Source organism: Pantoea sp. X-Soil-ISGK-355, from assembly GCF_059730805.1.
Genome location: NZ_AP035971.1, coordinates 3,709,794 through 3,733,388, shown reverse-complemented (window position 1 = coordinate 3,733,388; position 23,595 = coordinate 3,709,794). Strand labels below are relative to the sequence as shown.

Below are 23,595 nucleotides of genomic sequence, written 5' to 3'. Positions count from 1 at the left end.
GGCCTCTAAAAATAAGAAAGTTCAGGCGAGCAGACCCGATCAATAAACAGCGTCGTGGCCAGCAAATCGGCGGCCCCGCCAGGCGAAGCATTGAGCGCCAGCATGCGCTGGTCGAGCTGCGACAGCGCCACCTGACCTGCGGCTGTGCGGCAGCCTCCCGCCAGCAGTACGGCGCGTGCGCCCTGCTGCATGGCGTTCAGTCCGGTCATACCCGCACGAGACAGCACGCAGGTATCGCTGAGCGAGGTCATGATCGCCATCAGCGCATCCAGGCGGGCTTCGCTCTCACTGGCACCCACCGCCCGGCTGGACAGCAGCTGCGGCAGCGCCAGCTTCATCACATGAGGAAACGCCTGTTGCGCCTCTTCGCGTGCGCCGGGCACCTGATAGCGGTGCGTCGCTTTCAAACCTTTGCTGAACAGCTTTGGTGCTGCCCGGTCGGGCAGGCTGGCCAGTGCAGCGGCGGTGCGGGTCAGCTGGTCGGCACTGGCAGCGCCGCCGTGCATGGCCGCGGCACTCACCAGCAATCCCAGCGCCCAGATTGCGCCACGATGGGTGTTAACGCCGCCGGTTGCCGCCATCATCTGCTGCTCACCGTCACGGCCCAGGCGGCCTACCGTTTCGCGCAGGGCGATATCAGCAGGACGCAGCCAGCTGTGACGGGCCAGTGCCAGAAAGGCTGGCATCAGGCTGTGAGCGGAACGCTCCATCAGCGCCAGCGTCAGATCCTGATGCGCGCCGTTTCCCCGACTGTCGACCAGACCCGGCTTAGGGCTCAGACGTGCTTCATCGATCAGACAATCGCGCGCCATCGTTGCCAGCTGGCTGGACTGCGCCTCGGCTTGAGTCTGTGACAGGAGTTTCATTTACCAGCTCCGGAATTTAGCAGGTGGGTTGTACAGGCCATCTGACCATTCAACCAGGTCAGCGACGCTGCCCGCTGCCAGCAGTGAACGCGTGGCGTCAGAGCGGCGGATACCCATATCTTCCGGGTAGACCACTTTGCCGCTTTTACGCAGGGCTGCGACGCGTGCCGCATCCACACCCAGACCGATGTCGGTAATGCCCGCAACAGCAGCAACCATAGCGCGACGCTCTTCAAGACTTTCTGCGCGATAGAGATAGGCGATACCTTCCTCGGTCAGCACATGGGTCACGTCATCGCCGTAAATCATGACCGGTGCCAGCGGCATGCCGGAGGTTTTGGCGACCTCAACCGCATCAAGGGTTTCAACGAAGGTCGGTTTCGCGCCTGCCTGGAAGGTCTCGACCATCTGCACCACCAGTTTTTTACCGCGCTGCATCGGGTCTGGCTCAGTGATCATGTTCAGCCAGGCGGGCGTGGCGTGACGACGGCCATGGGGATCGTGGCCCATGTTCGGTGCACCGCCGAAGCCGGAAAGACGACCACGCGTCACGGTAGAGGAGTTTGCCAGCCCATCAACCTGCAGGGTGGCACCGATAAACATATCGACCGCGTACTGGCCGGCCAGCTGACAGAAGGCGCGGTTAGAGCGCATTGAGCCGTCGCTGCCGGTAAAGAAGATGTCAGGACGGGCGCGGATATACTCTTCCATTCCCAGCTCACCGCCGAAGCAGTGCACACTCTCGACCCAGCCGCTCTCAATCGCCGGGATCAGCGTTGGATGCGGGTTCAGCGTCCAGTGTTTACAGATTTTACCTTTCAGACCGAGCTGCTCGCCGTAGGTTGGCAGCAGCAGTTCAATGGCGGCAGTGTTAAAACCGATACCGTGGTTCAGCGACTGCACCTGGTGTTCGGCGTAGATGCCTTTAATCGCCATCATCGCCATCAGGATATGTTCCTGTTTAATCAGGCGTGGATCGCGGGTAAACAGCGGTTCGATGAAGAACGGTTTGTCTGCGACGACGACGTAGTCAATCCAGGAGCCGGGGATATCGACGCGCGGCAGGTCGGTTTCGTCATCGACCAGTTCATTGACCTGGGCTATCACAATACCGTCACGAAACGCGGCGGCTTCCACCAGTGCCGGGGTATCTTCGGTGCTCGGGCCGGTATAAAGGTTGCCCTTGCGGTCGGCTTTGTATCCTGCAATCAACGCCACATTTGGGCTAAGATCAACATAGAGGCGGGAATAGAGTTCGATATAGGTATGGATAGCGCCGATTTCCAACTGGCCATCCTGTAACAGCTGAGACATGCGCAGACTTTGCGGACCGGAAAAAGAGAAGTCGAGTTTGCGGGCTATGCCTTTTTCAAAAATATCGAGATGCTCACTGCGGCCGACGCTCGGCATAATCATATGCAGGTCGTGAATCTTTGCCGGATTCACCGCTGCCAGCGTGCGGGATAAGAAGTCAGCCTGTTTCTGGTTATTCCCTTCAAGCACCACGCGGTCGCCTGGTGCAATGAGTGTTTCCAGGGCTTCTGTAGCTCTTTCTGAAGGAATGACTTTGCCATCAAGGGGAAAGGAAGCCATACGACGCGCTTTTTCACTGCGGCGTGTGTTCCACTCCTGGGCAGGCGTTTGGCCTGTGTTCATTTCAACCTCCTGATTAGAATCGCTGTTGCTTCGTTTATGCTGAAGAAAGTCTGAGCTTTCTTAATGCATCGTTCAATTAAGCAAAAAAGCTGAACGTTAGATTTAAGGTAACGATAGAGAAAGGGAGTAAGAGATAAGCGAAGGGATGAGTTTAGGCTGCGATACATGAAGTAAAAGTTACAGCAGTGAATATTGCTGGTCGTAACTGATTATCAAAAAAAAGTGTGATCCAGAGTTAATTTTCATCTAGCGTTTACTCTGGACGTGAGTATTGAAATAGATCCGAATAGTTGTCCGATGAACCGCCATAAAAAAAGCAGGCCGAAGCCTGCTTTCTGTATTTTAACTCTCTGCTCAGGAGGCCAGTGACAGGACGGGTTTCGCTTTCGCTGCCAGCCACTCGGCAACGCGAGCCTGCTGCTCTTTGGTCAGCCACATACCCTGTTTGGTACGACGCCAGATAGCATCATCCAGTTCACGCACCCACTCATGCTGTACCAGGTAACGCAGTTCCGCTTCGTAGAATTCGTGTCCGAAGTTTTCACCCAGGTCATCCAGACTTTTCGCGCCAGCAAGCAGGGTTTCCGTGCTGCTGCCGTAAGTGCGCGAAAAGTGGCGCGCCATATTTTCGCTGATGAATGGATAACGACGACGCAGACTGGCTGCATAATCTTCACGGGTGCCGGAGATATTGCCACCCGGCAATACGCAGTTTTTGGTCCAGGCCGGACCCGCGTTCGGGTAGTACTTCACCAGTTTTTCCAGCGCATGTTCCGCCAGCTTACGATAGGTGGTCAGCTTGCCGCCAAATACGGAAAGCAGCGGTGCCTGACCATTATCGTCGCGCACGTCCAGCGTGTAATCACGGGTGATCGCCTGCGGTGAATCGGATTCATCATCACACAACGGACGGACACCGGAATAGGACCAGACGATATCGTCAGCGGTCAGCTGCTTTTTAAAGTGTCCGTTGAACACTTTCAGCAGATAGGCTGTCTCGTTGTCGTCGATATTGACGTTTTTCGGATCGCCTTTGTACTCCACATCGGTGGTACCGATGATTGAGAACTCATCCATCCACGGGATGACAAACACAATACGGTTATCTTCGTTCTGCAGAATATAAGCCTGCTTCTCGGTATGAACGCGCGGCACCACAATGTGGCTGCCTTTGATCAGACGAATACCGTAAGGCGATTTCAGCTTCAGGCTGTCATCAAACAGCTGCTTAACCCATGGGCCAGCGGCGTTGACCAGGCCTTTCGCCTGCCAGGTGAAGGTTTTGCCGCTGTCGACATCTTCCGCTTCAACTTTCCACAGGCCGCCTTCGCGCCAGGCACGGGTCACGCGGGTGCGGGTACGGACTTCACCACCACGCTTCACCACTTCCTGCGCGTTCAGTACCACCATGCGGGCATCATCAACCCAGCAGTCAGAATATTCGAATCCGCGCGTAATTTCCGGCTTCAGGGCCGAATCCGCGCCAAACCGCAGACTTTTACTGCCTGGCAGACTCGTACGCTTACCGAGATGGTCATACATGAACAGACCGGTGCGGATCATCCACGCCGGGCGCAGGTGCGGACGGTGCGGCAGACGGAAGCGCATCGGGAACGCCAGATGCGGCGCCATTTTCAGCAGGACTTCACGCTCGGCCAGTGCTTCACTGACCAGACGGAATTCGTAATGTTCAAGGTAGCGCAGGCCGCCGTGAATCAGTTTTGAACTGGCAGAGGAGGTCGCGCAAGCCAGATCCCGCGCCTCCAGCATTAACACCGACAGTCCGCGTCCTGCAGCGTCTGCTGCAATGCCGGCACCGTTGATGCCGCCGCCGATCACGATCAGGTCTTTGGTTTCCACGTCATCTCCTCCGATGTTCGGAATAGTTCATTAATGTTCGTTTTCGAGCATAATCATAATCGCAAACCAACATTGACGCCAGCTTTTAACCGGGTAAAAACATTTTTGCGTGATATAGCTAACATTCTGCCCACCAAAAAAACAGATAGCCGTAACGATTGTCAGGTTATCGGCGTGGATTCTCGGGTTACACTACGCACCATTACGACGCTGTTATGAGAGATCCCATGGAAATGTTCGAATGTATTGACGTGAAGCAGGCGCAGGCGCATCTGGCTGAGGGTGCACTGCTGGTGGATATCCGCGATCCGCAAAGTTATGCCCTGGGTCATGCGACAGGCGCGCTGCATCTGACCAACACCAACCTCAGCGCCTTTATCAGTGGCGCAGACCACAGCCTGCCGGTGCTGGTGATGTGCTATCACGGCAACAGCAGCAAAAGCGCGGCGCAATATCTGCTGGGACAGGGTTTCAGCGCGGCCTACAGCATTGATGGCGGCTTTGATGCCTGGCGTGCCGCCTTCCCTCAGCAGGTTGCCCCCGGCAGCGAATAAGTTGCTGCCCGTCACATGGAGAGTTACTGATGCGCATTACCCAGTTTAATCAGCCGCGCATGGCGCAGGCGTTTGTGGACTACATGGCGACGCAGGGCATCACGCTGCGCATCGAGCATGAAAATCACTACGTCATCATGCTGGATGACGAGAGCAAGATCTCAGTGGTCGAAAACGAGCTTCAGCAGTTTTTGCACGATCCTAACCATCCGCGCTATCAGGCCGCCAGCTGGCATAGCGGCAAGACCGACAGCGGTCTGCGCTATGAGCGCAGCAACATCTGGGCGAACATCCGCGAGCGGGCCGGTCCGCTGACCCTGTCCCTGATGGTGCTCTGTATCGCCGTGTTTATTCTGATGCAGGTGATGGGCGATCAGGCCGTAATGGCGTGGCTCTCCTGGCCGGATGCCGACCAGCATCTGCAGGTCTGGCGCTGGTTCAGCCATGCGCTGCTGCACTTTTCACTGCTGCACATCCTGTTTAATCTGATGTGGTGGTGGTATCTCGGCGGCGCGGTCGAAAAGCGTCTTGGCAGCGGCAAACTGTTCGTGATTATGCTGATTTCGGCGCTGCTCAGCGGCTGGCTGCAGGCGAAGTTCAGTGGCATCTGGTTTGGCGGCCTGTCGGGCGTGGTGTATGCGCTGATGGGTTACTGCTGGCTGCGCGGCGAGCGCGATCCAGACAGCGGCGTCTATCTTGAAAGGGGATTGATCGGTTTTGCGCTGGTCTGGCTGGTGATTGGCTGGTTCGGCGTCTTTGGTCTGGCGATTGCTAACGCGGCGCACGTCGCCGGTCTGGTCGTCGGGCTGGCAATGGCGCTGGTGGATACGCGTAACGTCACGCGTCGTTAGACAGGATATAAGCGGGTTAACAGGAGAGGAACGTGAAGCAGACGCAACGTCATGATGCGATTATCGATTTAGTCCGTCGTCAGGGATATGTCAGTACTGAGGAGCTGGTGGATCACTTTGAGGTCAGCCCGCAAACCATTCGTCGCGATCTCAACGATCTGGCCGATCAGAATAAAATTCAGCGTCACCACGGCGGCGCGGCGCTTCCTTCCAGCTCTGAGAATACCGCCTGGCACGATCGTAAAATGATGTGGTCAGCGGAGAAAGCGCGGATTGCGCAGCGTGTTGCCAGTCAGATCCCGGATGGGGCCACGCTGTTTATCGACATCGGCACCACGCCGGAAGCGGTGGCGCATGCACTGCTCAACCATAGCGACTTACGCGTGGTGACCAACAACCTCAACGTCGCGATGCTGTTGATGGGCAAGCCCGATTTCCGGGTAATTATCGCAGGCGGTGAAGTACGGACCCGCGATGGCGCGGTGATGGGGGAAGCGACGCTCGACTTCATTTCCCAGTTCCGGCTCGATTACGGCATCCTGGGGATCAGCGGCATCGATATGGATGGATCGCTGCTGGAGTTCGACTATCACGAAGTCCGCACCAAGCGCGCCATCATTGAAAATTCACGCTGTGTGATGCTGGTGGTGGATCACTCGAAGTTTGGCCGTAACGCCATGGTTAACCTTGGCAACATGAGTCTGCTGGACTATCTCTACACCGACAAAATGCCGCCCGCCAGCGTCATGAAAGTGATTGAGCAGCATGAGGTTCACCTCGAACTCTGCTGATTCCTGTCACGCCAGCCGCCCGGCTGGCGTTTTTCTTTGATTGCTGTCGCTTTTTTCCTCACTCCCGTCTTTACTTAACGATTGCTGGTACCCGGTTGCCAGCCCGTGCGCTTTCTATTTTTGCTTCACCTCATTGCGTAACAGAAGGGAGTGCTATGCCGCAGCAGAAATTTAATAAAGCCCGTTTTAACGCCGCATTGACCCGCCAGTGGCAGCAGTTAAGTCTCCTCTCCGCACAACAGATGACCCCGCATCAGGCGTGGCAGGCAGTGAGTGCGGTGCTGGCAGAACTGCTGGCCGCGCAACCGGCACCGCGTCCGGCGGTGCAGCAGCGCCATGTTAATTATCTGTCGATGGAGTTTCTGATTGGTCGTCTGACCGGCAACAATCTGCTGAATCTCGGCTGGTATGACGAGGTTAAGGCGGCGCTGGCTGAGCAGCAGCTCGATTTAACCGAACTGCTGGAGCAGGAGGTCGATCCGGCGCTCGGTAACGGCGGGCTGGGACGACTGGCCGCCTGCTACATGGATTCAATGGCAACGGTAGGGCAGTCTGCCACCGGTCACGGGCTTAATTACCAGTACGGCCTGTTCCGCCAGTCTTTTGACGAGGGTAAGCAGATTGAAACGCCCGATGACTGGCAGCGCGAGCGCTATCCGTGGTTCCGTCACAACGCGGCGCTGGATGTTGATGTCGCGATGGGCGGCCGGGTTGAAAAGCTGGAAAACGGTGGTGTACGCTGGCATCCCGATTTTACGCTGCGCGGCGAGGCCTGGGATTTGCCGGTTACCGGCTATCGCAACGGCGTGACGCTGCCGCTGCGCCTGTGGCAGGCCGTAAGCGCGCATCCGTTTGATCTCAGCGCCTTTAACGACGGCCACTTCCTGCAGGCAGAGCAGCCCGGCATCGAAGCGGCAAAGCTCACCAAAGTGCTTTATCCCAATGACAACCATCAGGCTGGCAAGCGGCTGCGCCTGATGCAGCAATATTTCCAGTGCGCCTGTGCGGTGGCGGATATCCTGCGGCGTCACCATCTGGCGGGGCGCAGCATTCACAGCCTGCCAGACTTCGAAGTGATCCAGCTCAACGATACCCATCCGACCATCGCTATACCGGAGATGCTGCGCGTGCTGCTGGATGAGCATCAGCTGAGCTGGGATGAAGCATGGCAGATCACCAGCCGGTTGTTTGCCTACACCAACCACACGCTGATGCCAGAGGCGCTGGAGCGCTGGGATGAGAAGCTGATGCGCAGTCTGCTGCCGCGCCACATGCTGATTATCAAAGAGATTAATCAGCGACTGAAGAAGCAGGTGAAGCAGCGCTGGCCGGATGACAAAGCGATGTGGCACAAGCTGGCGGTGGTGGCTGACGGTCAGGTGCGAATGGCCAATCTCTGCGTCGTCAGCGGCTTTGCGGTCAACGGCGTGGCAGCGCTGCACTCCCGTCTGGTGGTCAGCGATCTCTTTCCGGAGTATCACCAGCTCTGGCCGCAAAAATTCCATAACGTCACCAACGGCATTACGCCGCGCCGCTGGCTGAAGCAGTGTAACCCGGCGCTGGCCGGGCTGATTGATGAGACGCTGAAAACCGAGTGGGCCAGTAACCTTGATGCATTGATCGGTCTGGAGGCTTATGCCGACGATCAGGCGTTTCGTCAGCGCTATCGCAGCATCAAACAGCAGAACAAAGCGCAGCTTACAGAGTATATCGCGCGGCATACCGGCATCATCGTGAATCCGGCTGCGCTGTTCGATGTGCAGATCAAGCGACTGCATGAGTACAAGCGGCAGCATCTCAGCCTGCTGCATATCCTCTACTGCTATCAGACGCTCTGTAACAACCCGGAAGATGTCACCTTTACGCCACGGGTATTCCTGTTCGGGGCTAAGGCCGCGCCGGGTTACTACCTCGCCAAAAATATCATCTACGCCATTAACAAAGTGGCGGAGGTGGTGAACAACGATCCGCGGGTTGGCGACAGACTCAAAGTGGTGTTTATCCCCGACTACCGTATCACCGTGGCCGAGCAGATGATCCCGGCAGCCGATCTCTCTGAGCAGATCTCCACCGCCGGTTATGAAGCCTCCGGCACCGGCAACATGAAGCTGGCGCTGAACGGTGCGCTGACGATTGGCACGCTCGACGGTGCCAACGTCGAAATTGCCGAACAGGTGGGCGAGGAAAACATCTTTATCTTCGGCCACACCGTGGATGAGGTGAAGGCGCTCAAGGCGAAAGGCTACAACCCGAAAAAAGTGCGTAAGCAGAACAAGCCGCTGGACGATTTACTGAAATCGCTGGAGAAGGGCAAATTCAGCGACGGGGATAAGCACGCCTTTGACCTGACGCTGGAAAGCCTGACCAAACATGGCGATCCCTGGCTGGTGCTGGCCGATTTCCAGGCCTATATCGAGGCGCAGCAACGGGTGGAAGCGCTATGGCGTGACCCCGAAGGCTGGACCCGCGCCGCCATCCTCAATACGGCACGAACCGGCATGTTCAGTTCGGACCGTTCCATTCGTGACTATCAGCAACGTATCTGGCAGGCACCGCGCTAAGGAGCAGCAATGAAGCAAAATTCACTCGATCAGGCCGCCCGTGCCGCAGGCATTTCACTGGATTACATCGACGTCAACGGCAGGAAAGAGGCCGTCAGCGATGAGACCAAACGCGCGCTGCTGGCGGTGATGGCAGAACCGCAGAAGGCCAGTAAATCCCCGCTGCCGCCGGTCGCGGTGTTCAGCGGCAGCAGTAAGCGACAGCTGACGCCTCAGGGCAGTGGCACTTACAGCTGGCAATTGCAGACTGAAAAGGGCAAACAGCAAAGCGGTGAGTTAACCGCCGGGGAGCCTTTTACGCTGCCGGGACCGCTGACCCAGGGTTATCACCAGCTGACGCTCAACAAAGGGAAGAAAAGCTGGCAGACGCAGATTATTGTCGCGCCGCGGCGCTGCTATCTGCCTCCGGCGCTGGAGGCCGGGGAAAAACGCTGGGGTGCACTGGTTCAGCTTTATACCGTGCGCTCTGAACAGAACTGGGGCATCGGCGACTTCGGCGATCTCTATCAATTGCTGGTCCAGCTGGCTGAGCGCGGCGGCGATTTCGTGGGGCTGAATCCGCTGCATGCGCTCTATCCTGCCAGCGCCGGTTTTGCCAGCCCGTATAGTCCGTCATCGCGCCGCTGGCTGAACGTGATCTATATCGACGTCAGTCAGGTGGACGATTTTCAGCAAAGCGCGGCAGCGCAGAAATGGTGGAAAAGCGCGAAAACACAGAAGGCGCTGACCAAAGCGCGTGAGGCGGAGCAGGTCGACTACGAAGCCGTGATGGCGCTGAAGCTGGCGGCGTTGCGCCATGCCTGGACACACTTTCAGGCGCGTGACAGTCAGAGCGAAGAGCCTCTCTCCTTTGCAGCCTTTGTGCGTGAAGGCGGTGACAGCCTGCGTTATCAGGCTGCCTACGATGGCATACAGCTGGAGCGGCAGGCAGACAAGTCACAGCAGGGCGGCTGGCCTGCCTGGCCAGAGGCGTGGCGCAACAGTCAGTCGCCGGAAGTGCAGCAGTGGTGTGAACAGCATGAAGAGGAGATCGCCTTCTGGCAGTGGCTGCAATGGCTGGCGCAGCAGCAGTTCTCAGGCTGCTGGGCGCACAGTCAGGCGCTGGGCATGAGCGTCGGTCTCTACCGTGACCTGGCGGTGGGCGTGGCGGAAGGCAGTGCGGAGACCTGGCACGACCCGGAGCTTTATCGCCTCAAGGCCTCGGTGGGCGCACCGCCTGATCGTCTGGGGCCGCTGGGACAAAACTGGGGCTTACCGCCGATGGATCCGCATGTGATGCAGGCGCGCGCCTATCAGCCGTTTATCGACATGCTGCGTGCCAACATGCGTGACTGCGGCGCGCTGCGTATCGACCATGTCATGTCGCTGCTGCGTCTGTGGTGGGTGCCAGCCGGAGAGACGGCGGATAAAGGTGCTTATGTGGCCTATCCGGTCAACGATCTGCTGGCTATCCTGGCGCTGGAGAGCCACCGGCTGCGCTGTATGGTGATTGGTGAAGACCTTGGCACCGTGCCTCAGGAGATCGTCAGCCTGCTGCGCAAAAGCGGCGTCTTTTCATGGAAGGTGCTCTGGTTTGAGCAGGAGAAAGATGAACGCTATCGCGCCCCTGAAGACTATCCACGTCAGTCTATTGCCAGCGCCAGTACCCATGATCTGCCGACACTGACCGGCTTCTGGGAGCAGGGCGATCTGGAACTGGGCGAGAAGCTGGGTCTTTATCCGGGCGATGCGGTAAAAGCGTTACATGAGCAGCGTGCCGCACAGAAGCAGGCGCTGCTGGATGCGCTGCATCAGGCGGGTGCCTTACCGGCTCGCAGCCAGAAGAAGGCGGAGAAGCTGGCTATGACGCCTGCGCTGAACCGGGCGATCCATCGTTTCCTGGCAGATACCGACAGTGCGCTGCTGGGCCTGCAGCCTGAGGACTGGCTTGGGATGACCACGCCGGTTAACGTGCCGGGCACGGTGGATCAGTACCCTAACTGGCGACGCAAGCTGAGCAAAACGCTGGAGGAGATCTTTGCGGACAAGGAAGTGAATGCGTTACTGAAGGTAGTGAGTCAGCAGCGTCAGTCAGGAAAGAAAGAGAAGTAAGAAGGGCGCGGCAGCCGGGCTGCCGCGCTTTATCATCAGTAGAACGAGTGTTCGCCGCGCTGATGCTCGGTAATATCGCGCACGCCTTTCAGTTCCGGGAAGGCAGCCAGCAGCTCTTTCTCAATACCATCTTTCAGGGTCACGTCGATCATTGAACAGCCGTTACAGCCGCCGCCAAACTGCAGAATGGCGTAGCCCTCATCGGTGATCTCCATCAGCGACACGCGACCGCCGTGGCCAGCCAGCTGTGGGTTGATCTGCGCCTGAAGCAGATACTCAACGCGCTCAACCATGGGCGCATCATCAGAGACTTTGCGCATCTTGGCATTCGGTGCTTTCAGCGTCAGCTGGGAACCCAGATTGTCGGTAACGAAATCGATTTCTGCATCTTCCAGATACGGCTTGCTCAGCTCATCAATATACGCTGAGAGCTTTTCGAACTTCAGTTCGGTGTCGGTGGCTTCAACCGCATCGGGCGGACAGTAAGAGACGCCGCATTCTGCTGTTGGCGTACCCGGGTTAATCACGAATACGCGAATCTGGGTGCCATCTTCTTGTTTGGATAGCAGTTTAGAAAAATGTTCCTGGGCAGAGTCAGTAATTCGGATCATGTCGATTGCTCAATAGTTGACTAATTTAGTTGGTTATAATACGCCCATCAAAGACGCTCTACAAGGTACGGCACAGGCACCAGACCTGCACGCTGGCCGCACCCTGTGCCAGTAACAGACGACTGATTTCATCTACGGTACTGCCGGTCGTAATGACGTCATCAAGCAGCGCGATATGGCGTCCCTGCACCGCCATTTCAAGGCGGAAGGCACCGCGTAAGTTGGTGCGGCGCTGCCGGGCGCTGAGCTGATGCTGTAGGGCGCCCCTTCGCCTGCGGGAAACACCTTCACGCCATTCACATCCCAGCCAGTGCGCCAGCGGAGCGGCCAGCAGTACCGTCTGATTGAAGCCGCGCTGCCAGCGTCGTCGCCGGTGCAGCGGAACCGGCAGCAGCAGATCGGGACGCGGCACCGTGCCACGCCGGTAAACATTCAGCCAGCTTAGCAAAAGCAGCCGCGCCAGCATCACCCTGAGTGCGGTTATGTGAGAAAACTTCAGCTGATTAACCCACTGGCTGAACGGCGGACAGTAGTCATTGACGCAGACCAGCGCCTGCCAGGCGGGCGGTTTAAGCTGGCAACGGCCACAGGCGACCTTTGCTGAGCCAGCCGGCAATCCGCAGCGCGGACAGAGCAATGGCAACGGCGGTAATCCGCGCAGGCATAAACTGCAGATGCCGTGCCGGGCTATCCGTAACGGCATCCGGCATAGCCAACACAGGGCGGGCATTGCTAGCATAGCGACCTCCTTATCAATTTCGGGATAGTAACTGATGATGTCGCTCTACTGGCACACCTGCGGGGAAGGAAAACGCGATCTTGTGCTGCTGCACGGATGGGGACTGAACGCCGAAGTCTGGCAAAGCATTATTCCGCGACTCAGCCCGCACTATCGCCTGCATCTGGTCGATCTGCCGGGTTATGGCCGCAGCCAGCATTTCGGTGCGCTGACGCTGGCGCAGATGGCAGAAGAGTTACTGCCTTTGCTGCCACCGCAGGCGATTGTGGTGGGCTGGTCGCTGGGCGGACTGGTGGCGACGCAGCTTGCGCTGAGCGCGCCAGAAAAACTGGCTGCACTGATCACCGTTGCCTCGTCGCCCTGTTTCACCGCCACAGAGAGCTGGCCCGGCATTAAACCGGAGACGCTGCAGAACTTTCAGCAGATGCTCAGCAATGATTTCCAGCGCACGGTGGAGCGCTTTCTGGCGCTGCAGACGCTGGGTACCGAAACGGCTCGCGCCGATGCGCGGCAGCTGAAAGAGGTGGTGCTGTCGCAGCCGATGCCGGAGGTGGCGGTGCTGGATGGCGGGCTGGAGATTTTGCGCCAGGTCGATCTGCGCGACGCGTTACCGCAGATTACGCTGCCGTTCCTGCGACTCTACGGGGCGCTGGATGGACTGGTGCCGCGCCGGATAGCCGCTGAGATAGATGAAATGTTGCCAGCATCGCCTTCAGTGGTTATCGAAAAAGCCGCACATGCGCCTTTTATTTCCCATCCTGAGCGTTTTTGCCAGCATATTGTTAATTTTATCAGTAATCTGCCGTGATAATGACGCTTTGAACTGGCAAAATCGCAGACAGCAGCAATACTTCTCTCTGTGAGCAAGGCCGCTGCATTTTATGTGATTAGTCACGGAAATGACTATGCCGTTCCATACCGCCTTACGCGTTTAGCGGCTGCTTACATCTCACAATGGATCATGAATGAGGGTAAACATAATGAAGGTTTTTAAATGGGTTGTGGCTTCAATGATGATGGGCGCGATTTCATTTTCTGCGATGGCAGCGAAAGAAGTCACCCAGGAAGAAGTTAAAACAATGAACCTGCAAAAGATCGGCAACGTTAACACCACGGCGGAAACTACCTCGCCAATGGATGCTAAGAAAGTGTTGTCGAAGCTCGCTGACGAAAAGGGCGGTAAATACTACCGCGTGATCGCAGGCCGCGAACACGGTAAATTCAGCGCCACCGCTGAAGTCTACAAGTAATTAACGTAGCCACATGAACTGCCAGGCATCCAGCTTAACCGGCTGGGTGCCATCAATTTTCTCTCCGCTCACCACATCCTGCAACGTATGCGCCATTGGCAGCCGCGTCTCCACTGATCGTCCACTGAGATTAAATACGCAAAGCAGTCCGTCGCCGCTTTCCGCATGATGACGGCTGAGCACCAGCACGGCATTTTCGCTGTCATACAGCGTCATCGGATTATCCGGGTGAAACGCAGGCTGGCGACGACGCAGCTGTATCAACTGGCCGAGCCGGGTATAAATCTGCTGCCGCAGCCAGTCACCGCCCGCCAGCGCCGCCTCAATCTGCTGCAAATCATACTTCTGACGGTTAATCGCCCGGTTGTGTCCGGCGGCCCGCACGCCATCATAATGGTTACGACCGCCCAGAATGCTCTGGATATAGATGGCAGGCACGCCAGGAAAGACCAGCAGAATCGCATGGGCCAGCAAAAAGCGTTTCAGTCGCGTGGCGTCATCGTCAGCCTCGCTATTTAACGCATCCAGATAGGTGACGTTGATTTCATAGGGACTGGTGGTGCCGTCGGGGTTATTTTTATAGGAGACGAGCGCGCCTTCCAGTGCCAGATCGCGCACCAGCGCCACAATCTCCACTTCAGACAAAATGCCGCGCGCCGGATTCAGCCCGATGCCATCGTGTGACGCCAGAAAGTTGAAGAAGGTGGTGTCGTTGCTGCTGAGATCCAGCGAACTGGCCCACTGCCGCAGTGCGCGCGCCGATCCGGTATGAATGGCATGCAGGACCAGCGGCGGCAGTGAAAACTGATAGACCATCTGCGCCTCATCGTGCCCGTTGCCCAGATAACTGATGTTGTCCTGATGCGGCACGTTGGTCTCGGTGATAATCACCGTGCCAGGCGCGACATGGTCGGCAATGGCGCGGAACAGCTTCACCAGCTGATGGGTTTTTTCCAGATGAATACAGCGCGTGCCGGGCGTTTTCCACATATAACCGACCGCATCGAGACGTACATAGTCAGCGCCACGAATCAGATAGTCGAGCAGTACGTTGACCATGCGCAGCAACACCTCAGGATTGGCAAAGTTAAGGTCGATCTGGTCGGCGCTGAAGGTGGTCCAGATAAAACGGGTGTCGCCATCGGCCATCTTAAACGGCGTCAGCAGCGGCGAGGTGCGCGGTCGCGTGACGGCGCTGAGATCGGTGGCGGGCGGCATGCTGATAAAGAAATCATCCCAGCCAGGATCCTGCGCCAGAAAGTGGCTGAACCAGGTGCTCTGCGACGACATGTGGTTGCAGACGAAGTCAAACATCAGCCGGGTTTCCTGATGCAGGCGCGCAATATCCTGCCAGTCGCCGCACTGCGGATCGACCTGATGGTAATCAATCACCGAAAAGCCGTCATCGGACGACCAGGGGAAAAAGGGCAGCAGGTGAACCAGCGGAAACGTGGATTGCAGGTGCTGCTGATAGAACCGGGAAAAGGTGCTGAGCGTGGGTTTACCGGCTTCCCGAAACTGATCGGCGTAGGTAATCAGTACCACATCCTGTTCATCCCAGTGTGCCTTGCGCGGCAGCTTAATCGCCTCGCGGGCGGTAGCGATGTCAGCCTGCAGGCGCGCAAAGGTCGCCTCCGGGAATGTGCCAGCATAAATCTTCTCAATCAGATCGGTGATCGTATCCATCGTGAATTGGGTGCCACAGCAGGTGTTGTTTTTATGACAGGCGTCTTTTTAGCGTAGCGCGATGATGGGGATTTTCAACCGGGGGAGAGGACGAGAAGAGGGGGCCGGATGTGGCCCCCTGAAAAGCTTAGCGTTTTTTACCGAATGCCGCGGCCAGCGCATCACCCATCGCGCTATTACCCGCAGAGGAACTGACCGGACGTGGACGGCCTTTACCGGCGGCCGGACGTTTCTCTTCGCGCGGGGCAGCGTTTCTCGCGCCGCCACGTGCATTGCCTTCGCCCGGCTGCTCATCAAGACGCATGGTCAGGGCAATACGTTTGCGCTGGAGATCGACTTCCATCACTTTCACTTTGACGATATCGCCCGCTTTCACCACCTGATGGGGGTCTTCCACAAAGCGGTCTGAAAGCGACGAGATATGGACCAGGCCATCCTGATGCACGCCAATATCCACAAACGCACCGAAGTTAGTGACGTTGGTGACGGCGCCTTCGAGGATCATGCCCGGCAACAGATCGTTCAGTGTTTCCACACCTTCTGCAAACTGCGCAGTTTTAAACTCGGGACGCGGATCGCGGCCCGGCTTCTCCAGCTCTTTCATGATGTCGGTAACGGTCGGCAGACCAAAACGTTCATCAATGAAATCGTGGGCGCTGAGGTTACGCAGGCTGCCCGCGTTGCCCATCAGATCGCTCAGCGCCTGCTCGGTGGCGGTCAGAATACGCTCCACGACCGGGTAGGCTTCCGGGTGGACGGTCGAGGCATCCAGCGGGTTATCGCCGTGGTTGATGCGCAGGAAGCCCGCACACTGCTCAAAGGCTTTTGGCCCAAGACGGCTCACTTTCAGCAGCTGCTGGCGATTCTGGAAGCGGCCGTTCTCATCACGCCAGCCGACAATGTTCTGCGCCATCATGCGCGTCAGGCCCGCGACGCGGGTCAGCAGCGGCACCGAGGCGGTGTTAAGGTCAACGCCGACGGCATTTACGCAATCCTCTACTACGGCGTCGAGTTTCTTCGCCAGCTGGCTCTGACTGACGTCATGCTGATACTGACCGACACCGATCGATTTCGGGTCTATTTTCACCAGCTCAGCCAGTGGATCCTGCAGACGGCGGGCAATCGACACCGCGCCGCGCAGCGAAACATCAAGATCCGGAAATTCCAGCGCCGCCAGTTCAGAGGCAGAGTAGACCGATGCGCCAGCTTCACTGACAATCACTTTCTGTGCCGTGACCTGTGGGAATTGCTGCTGCAGATCCAGGAAGAAGCGCTCGGTTTCACGGGACGCGGTGCCGTTGCCAATCGCCACCAGCTCGACCTGGTGCTTAATGCAGAGCGCGGCAACCGCGGCAGCCGCTTTGGCGGTCTGACCGGTGTGTGGATAAACGGTATCGGTCGCCACGACTTTACCGGTGGCATCGACCACAGCGACTTTAACGCCGGTACGCAGGCCGGGATCCAGTCCCATGGTGGCACGCATCCCGGCCGGGGCGGCCATCAGCAGATCGTGCAGGTTGCGGGCAAAGACGTTGATCGCTTCATCTTCTGCGCGTTCACGCACCGTACCCATCAGTTCGGTTTCCAGATGCAGCATCACCTTGATGCGCCACGTCCAGCTCACGACGGCTTTACGCCAGCTGTCGGCAGGGGCGTTATTCAGGCGCAGATTCAGGTGTTCAGCAATCAGGGTTTCGCCGTGGCTTTCACGCGGTGCTTCATCAAACTGCGGATCGGCATTCAGCGAGAGTTGCAGCACACCTTCGTTGCGGCCACGCAGCATCGCCAGCGCACGATGCGACGGCACGGTGCTCAGCGCTTCGTGATGATCAAAGTAGTCACGGAACTTCGCGCCCGCTTCCTCTTTGCCTTCCACTACACGAGAGACCAGGTGGGCATTTTTCCACAGGTAGTTACGCACTTTGGCAAGCAGCGCGGCATCCTCGGCGAAACGCTCCATCAGAATGTAGCGGGCACCATCCAGCGCGGCACGGACGTCGGCAACGCCTTTATCAGCATCGACATACTGCTCAGCCAGCTGCTCAGGGGTGTGCGACGGATCCTGCCAGAGCGTGTTCGCCAGCGGTTCCAGACCCGCTTCAATCGCGATCTGTCCACGCGTACGGCGTTTCTGCTTGTAGGGCAGGTAGAGGTCTTCAAGCTCGGTTTTGCTGAGGGTGGTATTGATGGCGCGGGCGAGGTCGTCAGTCAGTTTTCCCTGATCGTCAATCGACTTCAGAATTGACTGGCGTCGCTCTTCAAGTTCACGCAGATAGCTGAGGCGGGTTTCCAGCTGGCGGAGTTGGGTATCATCCAGACCGCCGGTGACCTCTTTACGATAGCGCGCGATAAACGGCACGGTATTCCCTTCATCTAACAGGCGAACGGCGGCGTCAACCTGCTCTGGTCGCGCCTGTAGCTCACTGGCAATTATCTGGCTCAGAACTTTCATCATCAGGACTGTCTTGCTTTCCGGGTTGAGAAATAGCCGACAGTTATACGGATTGATAATCAAAATTGCCAGAGACGCGGGCGGCTTTCAGCGATAATCTGAATCGTTATTGCGGGTAGTCAATCGCGTTGATATACCACAGTGCCGGACCCACTGGCGTCTCAACGGTGGCGGCATCGCCGACCTCTTTTTTCAGCAGCGCCCGCGCCATGGGTGAGTCGATAGAGATGTAATCTTTACGGCCAAAAATCTCATCGTAGCCCACAATGCGGAAGCGTTTGAGGTCGCCCTCATCGTTTTCAATTTCTACCCAGGCACCAAAGAAGACTTTGCCATCCTGCTGGGGTGAGTAGTCAACGATACGCAGCTGTTCAAGACTTTTGGTCAGATAGCGAACGCGGCGGTCAATTTCACGCAGCCGTTTTTTGTTGTACTGATAATCGGCATTTTCACTGCGATCGCCAAGGCTGGCAGCCCAGGTGACTTTTTTCGTCACTTCCGGTCGCTCTTCACGCCATAAATAGTCGAGTTCCGCTTTCAGCTTATCGAAGCCTTCACGGGTAATAAGTCGGGTTTTCATGCTATACCGGCCACAGAAATCTCAGGAGCGACAGTGTAAGGCAAAGAGGGCACGGCAAAAAAGAGTCGGGGAAAGGGTTTTTAAAGGCTAAAAACCCACGTTAATTTCCCCGGCGGCGAAAGGGTTGATGCTGTGATGCAAAATGAAACCAGTAATCTGAAGCCAGCAGGGTGCTTAAACTTATTTTCCGGCGTGAGTCGCCGTAGTGGTCGAGGTGCCGGTGCTGTGACCGTCACCGCCGCCGCCGCCCATAGTGGCCAGCGCAACGCCCAGCAGGGCTGCGACTGCACCCACGCCGATGGCGTCAGAGTTACCTTTTGCAGTGGTTGTCGCTGCTGCGCCGGCGGCTTCACCGGTTGCTGTGGCAGCATAACCTGGGCTGACGCTGCTTAATGCCAGCGCGCTCAGCAGTAAAATTGTTTTTTTCATTGTGTATTCCCCGTTGAGACATCGAATGTTGCCAGAGCAGTCTGGTTCAAAACGAGAGGGGCGAAAAGTTGGCTTTACTGATTGATTTAAAGAGCTTTAATTTAAACTGGCCTTGCTGAACGTGCTGCTGAAACTAATCCGAGAGGAGCATGAGGTGTCAGGCAGATTTACTGGAATATTATGCTGCCGCAACGCTGTTGAGGTAGATTATCTGGAGCTTATCTACAATGATGGCTGATCATTAAGTCAAATTATCTGCTAACTCACTGAATTGATTCATCGATTAAAAACTGGCTCGCTTCTGACGCCAGCGATACAGAGAAACAGGGCCATTTTTTCAGATTTGCCGTATCAGAAGCCAGGCAGGGGTAAACGGGTTGAAACGGCCCCACAATCGCCTTAATTCAAATATAAGCTCCTGTTTAATATGCTTTGTAACAATTTTGGCTAGAATATAAACCAATAATGACTGTCACTATAAGGCATCTTTTTTTAACAATGTTGGCTCAGGCAATAGCGCCTTTGGGAGTTGAAAATGCAAGAGAACTACAAAATTCTGGTCGTCGATGATGATATGCGTCTGCGTGCACTGCTTGAACGCTATCTCACCGAGCAGGGCTTTCAGGTGCGCAGTGTCGCTAATGCCGAGCAGATGGATCGTCTGTTAACCCGTGAATCCTTTCATCTGATGGTGCTGGACCTGATGTTGCCGGGCGAAGATGGCCTCTCTATCTGCCGTCGTCTGCGCAGTCAGAGCAACCCGATGCCGATTATTATGGTGACTGCCAAGGGCGAAGAGGTGGACCGTATCGTGGGGCTGGAGATCGGCGCTGACGACTACATTCCCAAGCCTTTCAACCCGCGTGAGCTGCTGGCGCGTATCCGCGCGGTGTTGCGCCGTCAGGCTAATGAACTGCCAGGCGCACCGTCGCAGGAAGAGGCGATTATTGCCTTCGGTAAATTCAAACTTAACCTCGGCACCCGCGAGATGTTTCGTGAAGATGAGCCGATGCCGCTGACCAGCGGTGAGTTTGCGGTGCTGAAAGCGCTGGTAAGCCACCCGCGTGAGCCGCTGTCCCGTGACAAGCTGATGAACCTGGCGCGTGGCCGTGAATACAGCGCCATGGAGCGTTCGATCGACGTCCAGATCTCCCGTCTGCGTCGCATGGTGGAAGAGGATCCTGCGCATCCGCGCTATATCCAGACCGTCTGGGGTCTGGGCTACGTCTTTGTGCCGGACGGCAGTAAAGCATGAAGCGACTGCGCTTCTCGCCACGTAGTTCGTTTGCCCGCACCCTGCTGCTGATCGTTACCCTGCTGTTCGTCAGCCTGGTAACGACCTATCTGGTGGTGCTGAACTTCGCTATTCTTCCCAGCCTGCAACAGTTCAATAAGGTGCTCGCTTACGAAGTTCGTATGCTGATGACCGACCGGTTGCAGCTGGAAGATGGCACGCAGCTGGAAGTGCCCCCGGCGTTTCGCCGGGAAATCTACCGCGAGCTGGGGATCTCGCTCTACACCAATGCAGCAGCAGAGGAGAGCGGATTGCGTTGGGCGCAGCACTATGAATTCCTGAGCGAGCAGATGGGCCAGCAGCTTGGCGGTCCCACCGATGTCCGGGTGGAGGTGAACAAAAACTCGCCGGTGGTCTGGCTGAAAACCTGGCTGTCGCCCGATATCTGGGTGCGGGTGCCGCTGACGGAGATTCATCAGGGCGACTTCTCACCACTGTTCCGCTACACCCTGGCGATCATGTTGCTGGCGATAGGCGGTGCCTGGCTGTTTATCCGTATTCAGAACCGACCCCTGGTGGATCTGGAGCACGCCGCGCTACAGGTCGGACGCGGGATTATTCCGCCGCCGCTGCGCGAATACGGTGCATCAGAAGTGCGATCGGTAACGCGCGCCTTTAATCAGATGGCGGCTGGCGTGAAGCAGCTGGCGGATGACCGCACGCTGCTAATGGCGGGTGTCAGCCACGATCTACGTACGCCGCTGACCCGCATTCGTCTCGCCACCGAGATGATGAGCGAGCAGGATGGCTATCTGGCCGAATCGATTAATAAAGATATCGAAGAGTGCAACGCCATCATTGAACAGTTCATTGACTACCTGCGCACTGGTCAGGAGATGCAGACCGAGCGTGCCGACCTGAACAGCGTGCTGGGCGAGGTGGTGGCGGCTGAAAGCGGCTATGAGCGTGAAATCGAAAATGCGGTGATGCCGGAAGAGTTAATGCTGGATATTAACCCGCTGTCGATTAAACGCGCACTGGCTAACCTGGTCGTCAACGCCGCACGCTACGGCAATGGCTGGATCAAGGTCAGTAGCGGACGGGAACTGCATCGGGCCTGGTTCCAGGTGGAAGATGACGGACCTGGCATCAAGCCGGATCAGCTGGCGCATCTGTTCCAGCCGTTTGTGCGCGGTGACAGCGCCCGCAGCACCAGCGGGACTGGTCTGGGCCTGGCGATCGTGCAGCGTATTATTGATGCCCATCAGGGCTCGCTGGAGATTGGTGAGAGCGAACGCGGCGGTTTACGCATTCGTGCCTGGTTGCCGTTAGTGGAAAGCATGGCGCTGAGCCACAACAACGGCAGCAACAGCGTGTCGGGATGATAAAAACGGCGCGGCAGTTTCATTGCCGCGCCGGTTCTTTTAGCGTTGCGGGCCAGCTTTCACCAGCGCAGCACCTGCGGCGTTATCCGTGTACTTGTCGAAGTTATCAATAAAGCGCTGTGCCAGACCTTCGGCGGCAGCGGTCCACTTCTCTTCGCTCTCCCAGCTACGACGCGGATCGAGCGTGTCACTGTCCAGCTCGCCCAGCGCAACCGGCATCTGCAGATTAAAGATTGGCAGCGTTTCTGTCGGTGCATCATCCAGCTCACCCGCCAGGATCGCATTGATAATGGCGCGGGTATTCTTCAGTGAGATGCGTTTGCCACTGCCGTTCCAGCCGGTATTGACCAGATAAGCCTGCGCACCGGACGCCTCCATCCGCTTCACCAGCACTTCAGCGTACTGCGTCGGATGCAGCGTCAGGAATGCCGCGCCGAAACAGGCGGAGAAGGTTGGGGTCGGCGCCGTCACGCCACGCTCGGTACCCGCCAGTTTGGCGGTGAAGCCTGACAGGAAATGATACTGCGTCTGCTCCGGCGTCAGACGTGAAACCGGTGGCAGCACGCCAAACGCATCGGCGGTCAGGAAAATCACCTTCTTCGCGTGGCCCGCTTTTGAGACCGGCTGCACGATATTGTCGATGTGATTAATCGGATAGGAGACGCGGGTGTTCTCTGTTTTGCTGCCGTCGGCGTAATCAACGCTGCCATCTTCGCGCACTACCACGTTTTCCAGCAATGCATTGCGGCGAATGGCGCGGTAGATCTCCGGCTCAGCCTGCTCAGAAAGGTTGATGGTTTTGGCGTAGCAACCGCCCTCGAAGTTAAACACGCCATCATCGTCCCAGCCGTGCTCATCATCGCCGATCAACTGGCGGTCAGGATCGGTGGAGAGTGTGGTTTTGCCGGTGCCGGAGAGACCAAAGAAGACCGCCACATCACCTGCTTTACCGACGTTAGCTGAACAGTGCATTGAAGCAATGCCTTTCAGCGGCAGCAGGTAGTTCATGATGGCGAACAGACCTTTCTTCATCTCGCCACCGTACCAGGTGCCGCCAATCAGCTGCATGCGTTCCGTCAGATTGAAGGCAACAAAGTTCTCCGAGTGCAGACCCTGCGCCTGCCAGTCAGGATTGGTGCATTTCGCTCCGTTCATCACCACAAAGTCAGGCGTGAAGTCGGCCAGCTCAGCATCTGTAGGCTGGATGAACATGTTTTTCACGAAGTGAGCCTGCCAGGCAACTTCAGTGACGAAACGTACGCTCAGACGTGAATCGGCATTGGCACCACAGAACGCATCCACTACAAACAGACGCTTGCCGGAAAGCTGGCGGGTAACACAGCTTTTCAGTGCGTTCCAGGTCTCCTGTGACAGAGGCTGATTGTCGTTTTTGCCGGTGCCCTGGTCGTTCCACCACAGGGTATCGCGCGTGGTGTCGTCACGCACAATGTACTTATCCTTTGGCGATCGCCCGGTGAAAATCCCGGTGTCTACTGCAATCGCGCCGCTCTGCGTCAGGGTGCCACGAGCAAAACCTTCGAGGTCCGGGCGCGTCTCTTCCTGAAATAGCGTGTCGTAATCAGGGTTGTAAACCACTTCCGTGGTATCCACGATGCCCAAAGCGGCAAGGTCTTGCGAGGTCAGGCCGTTAACGCGCATTTTACTGCTCCTTAAATCGGTGTCTGTTCTGCAAAGCAGAGATAGGTTGGGATCGTGCCACCGGCTGTGGTATCGGGTGCGGTGAATCACTGACGGTTTACTGCGCGTCGTTACGACAGCCTGCAAAGCTAACCGGGCTATTCAGGGCATCTGCCCCAGGCGTCCGGGCGTTTGCACGATCGCGCGCAGTTTACTCTTCTGCGAAGAGGGAAAAAGGGCAGTGATCTAAAAATGCGACTCAGGGCGCGTTAAGGCTATGTTTCGAACGTTTAAAAGATGTTATGAAAGTAAAAAAAGATAATTTGTCAGAAAAATTATGGGGATAGCGCGGGGGAAAAGA

At 57.0% G+C, this 23,595-nt stretch carries 19 protein-coding genes; 9 read left to right on the top strand and 10 right to left on the bottom strand.

What is annotated here, in order from left to right; translation table 11 throughout:
* Positions 1 to 5: 5 nt before the first annotated feature.
* The 3 genes from AC6I8J_RS17220 to glpD all read right to left on the bottom strand — a co-directional run bounded on the left by AC6I8J_RS17220 (position 6) and on the right by glpD (position 4,382).
* On the bottom strand, positions 6 to 866 hold the full coding sequence (locus AC6I8J_RS17220; RefSeq protein WP_161733713.1) for a triphosphoribosyl-dephospho-CoA synthase: 861 nt from the start codon (positions 864 to 866) through the stop codon (positions 6 to 8).
* Positions 867 to 2,522: a malonate decarboxylase subunit alpha gene (gene mdcA, locus AC6I8J_RS17215; protein ID WP_497825594.1), complete on the bottom strand. Its 1,656-nt coding sequence runs from the start codon at positions 2,520 to 2,522 to the stop codon at positions 867 to 869.
* A 354-nt stretch (positions 2,523 to 2,876) separates the two neighbouring features.
* Positions 2,877 to 4,382, bottom strand: coding sequence for a glycerol-3-phosphate dehydrogenase (glpD, locus tag AC6I8J_RS17210; protein WP_161733709.1), 1,506 nt, complete (start codon positions 4,380 to 4,382; stop codon positions 2,877 to 2,879).
* Positions 4,383 to 4,609: 227 nt separating this feature from the next.
* Between glpD and glpE the strand changes: the two genes are divergently transcribed.
* From glpE to malQ, 5 genes are all read left to right on the top strand, one after another.
* On the top strand, positions 4,610 to 4,936 hold the full coding sequence (glpE, locus tag AC6I8J_RS17205) for a thiosulfate sulfurtransferase GlpE (RefSeq protein WP_260059411.1): 327 nt from the start codon (positions 4,610 to 4,612) through the stop codon (positions 4,934 to 4,936).
* A gap of 29 nt (positions 4,937 to 4,965) precedes the next feature.
* Positions 4,966 to 5,787, top strand: coding sequence for a rhomboid family intramembrane serine protease GlpG (glpG, locus tag AC6I8J_RS17200; protein WP_161733705.1), 822 nt, complete (start codon positions 4,966 to 4,968; stop codon positions 5,785 to 5,787).
* Positions 5,788 to 5,819: 32 nt separating this feature from the next.
* Positions 5,820 to 6,578 carry a DeoR/GlpR family transcriptional regulator gene (locus AC6I8J_RS17195; RefSeq protein WP_013359303.1) on the top strand — a complete coding sequence of 253 codons (759 nt, stop codon included), beginning with the start codon at positions 5,820 to 5,822 and terminating at the stop codon, positions 6,576 to 6,578.
* Between the two features lie 155 nt (positions 6,579 to 6,733).
* Positions 6,734 to 9,139: a maltodextrin phosphorylase gene (malP, locus tag AC6I8J_RS17190; RefSeq protein WP_497825593.1), complete on the top strand. Its 2,406-nt coding sequence runs from the start codon at positions 6,734 to 6,736 to the stop codon at positions 9,137 to 9,139.
* A 9-nt stretch (positions 9,140 to 9,148) separates the two neighbouring features.
* Complete coding sequence (gene malQ / locus AC6I8J_RS17185; protein WP_497825592.1) at positions 9,149 to 11,230, top strand: 4-alpha-glucanotransferase; 2,082 nt, start codon at positions 9,149 to 9,151, stop codon at positions 11,228 to 11,230.
* A gap of 35 nt (positions 11,231 to 11,265) precedes the next feature.
* Here malQ and nfuA read toward each other — a convergent pair whose 3' ends face one another.
* Entirely contained in the window at positions 11,266 to 11,841 is a 576-nt protein-coding gene (nfuA, locus tag AC6I8J_RS17180; RefSeq protein ID WP_161733698.1) for a Fe-S biogenesis protein NfuA, read from the bottom strand.
* A gap of 58 nt (positions 11,842 to 11,899) precedes the next feature.
* A complete protein-coding gene (gene gntX, locus AC6I8J_RS17175; protein WP_033784173.1) occupies positions 11,900 to 12,580 on the bottom strand; it encodes a DNA utilization protein GntX in 681 nt (226 codons plus the stop codon).
* Positions 12,581 to 12,614: 34 nt separating this feature from the next.
* Here gntX and bioH point away from each other — a divergent pair, with 34 nt between their 5' ends.
* The gene (gene bioH / locus AC6I8J_RS17170; RefSeq protein ID WP_161733696.1) at positions 12,615 to 13,388 is read left to right on the top strand and encodes a pimeloyl-ACP methyl ester esterase BioH; all 774 of its coding nucleotides are present in this window, start codon (positions 12,615 to 12,617) and stop codon (positions 13,386 to 13,388) included.
* A gap of 172 nt (positions 13,389 to 13,560) precedes the next feature.
* Positions 13,561 to 13,830, top strand: a complete 270-nt coding sequence (locus tag AC6I8J_RS17165) for a YdgH/BhsA/McbA-like domain containing protein (RefSeq protein ID WP_010671554.1) — start codon at positions 13,561 to 13,563, stop codon at positions 13,828 to 13,830.
* Here AC6I8J_RS17165 and AC6I8J_RS17160 read toward each other — a convergent pair whose 3' ends face one another.
* The 4 genes from AC6I8J_RS17160 to yjbE all read right to left on the bottom strand — a co-directional run bounded on the left by AC6I8J_RS17160 (position 13,831) and on the right by yjbE (position 18,977).
* The gene (locus AC6I8J_RS17160) at positions 13,831 to 15,516 is read right to left on the bottom strand and encodes an alpha-amylase family glycosyl hydrolase (protein ID WP_497825591.1); all 1,686 of its coding nucleotides are present in this window, start codon (positions 15,514 to 15,516) and stop codon (positions 13,831 to 13,833) included.
* Positions 15,517 to 15,643: 127 nt separating this feature from the next.
* The gene (locus AC6I8J_RS17155; protein ID WP_480343711.1) at positions 15,644 to 17,971 is read right to left on the bottom strand and encodes a Tex family protein; all 2,328 of its coding nucleotides are present in this window, start codon (positions 17,969 to 17,971) and stop codon (positions 15,644 to 15,646) included.
* A 103-nt stretch (positions 17,972 to 18,074) separates the two neighbouring features.
* Positions 18,075 to 18,548, bottom strand: a complete 474-nt coding sequence (gene greB / locus AC6I8J_RS17150; RefSeq protein WP_010253180.1) for a transcription elongation factor GreB — start codon at positions 18,546 to 18,548, stop codon at positions 18,075 to 18,077.
* A 180-nt stretch (positions 18,549 to 18,728) separates the two neighbouring features.
* Positions 18,729 to 18,977 (bottom strand): exopolysaccharide production protein YjbE, encoded by a 249-nt coding sequence (gene yjbE, locus AC6I8J_RS17145; protein ID WP_150011104.1) that lies wholly within the window; start codon positions 18,975 to 18,977, stop codon positions 18,729 to 18,731.
* A 535-nt stretch (positions 18,978 to 19,512) separates the two neighbouring features.
* Here yjbE and ompR point away from each other — a divergent pair.
* Together ompR and envZ are read left to right on the top strand one after the other, a co-directional pair.
* Positions 19,513 to 20,232: an osmolarity response regulator transcription factor OmpR gene (ompR, locus tag AC6I8J_RS17140; protein WP_003853014.1), complete on the top strand. Its 720-nt coding sequence runs from the start codon at positions 19,513 to 19,515 to the stop codon at positions 20,230 to 20,232.
* Positions 20,229 to 21,596, top strand: coding sequence for a two-component system sensor histidine kinase EnvZ (gene envZ, locus AC6I8J_RS17135; protein ID WP_003853013.1), 1,368 nt, complete (start codon positions 20,229 to 20,231; stop codon positions 21,594 to 21,596). The genes ompR and envZ overlap by 4 nt, the downstream gene beginning before the upstream one ends.
* 39 nt (positions 21,597 to 21,635) lie before the next feature.
* Here the strand turns inward: envZ and pckA are convergent, their stop codons facing one another.
* A complete protein-coding gene (gene pckA, locus AC6I8J_RS17130; RefSeq protein ID WP_013359292.1) occupies positions 21,636 to 23,255 on the bottom strand; it encodes a phosphoenolpyruvate carboxykinase (ATP) in 1,620 nt (539 codons plus the stop codon).
* Positions 23,256 to 23,595 lie beyond the last annotated feature (340 nt).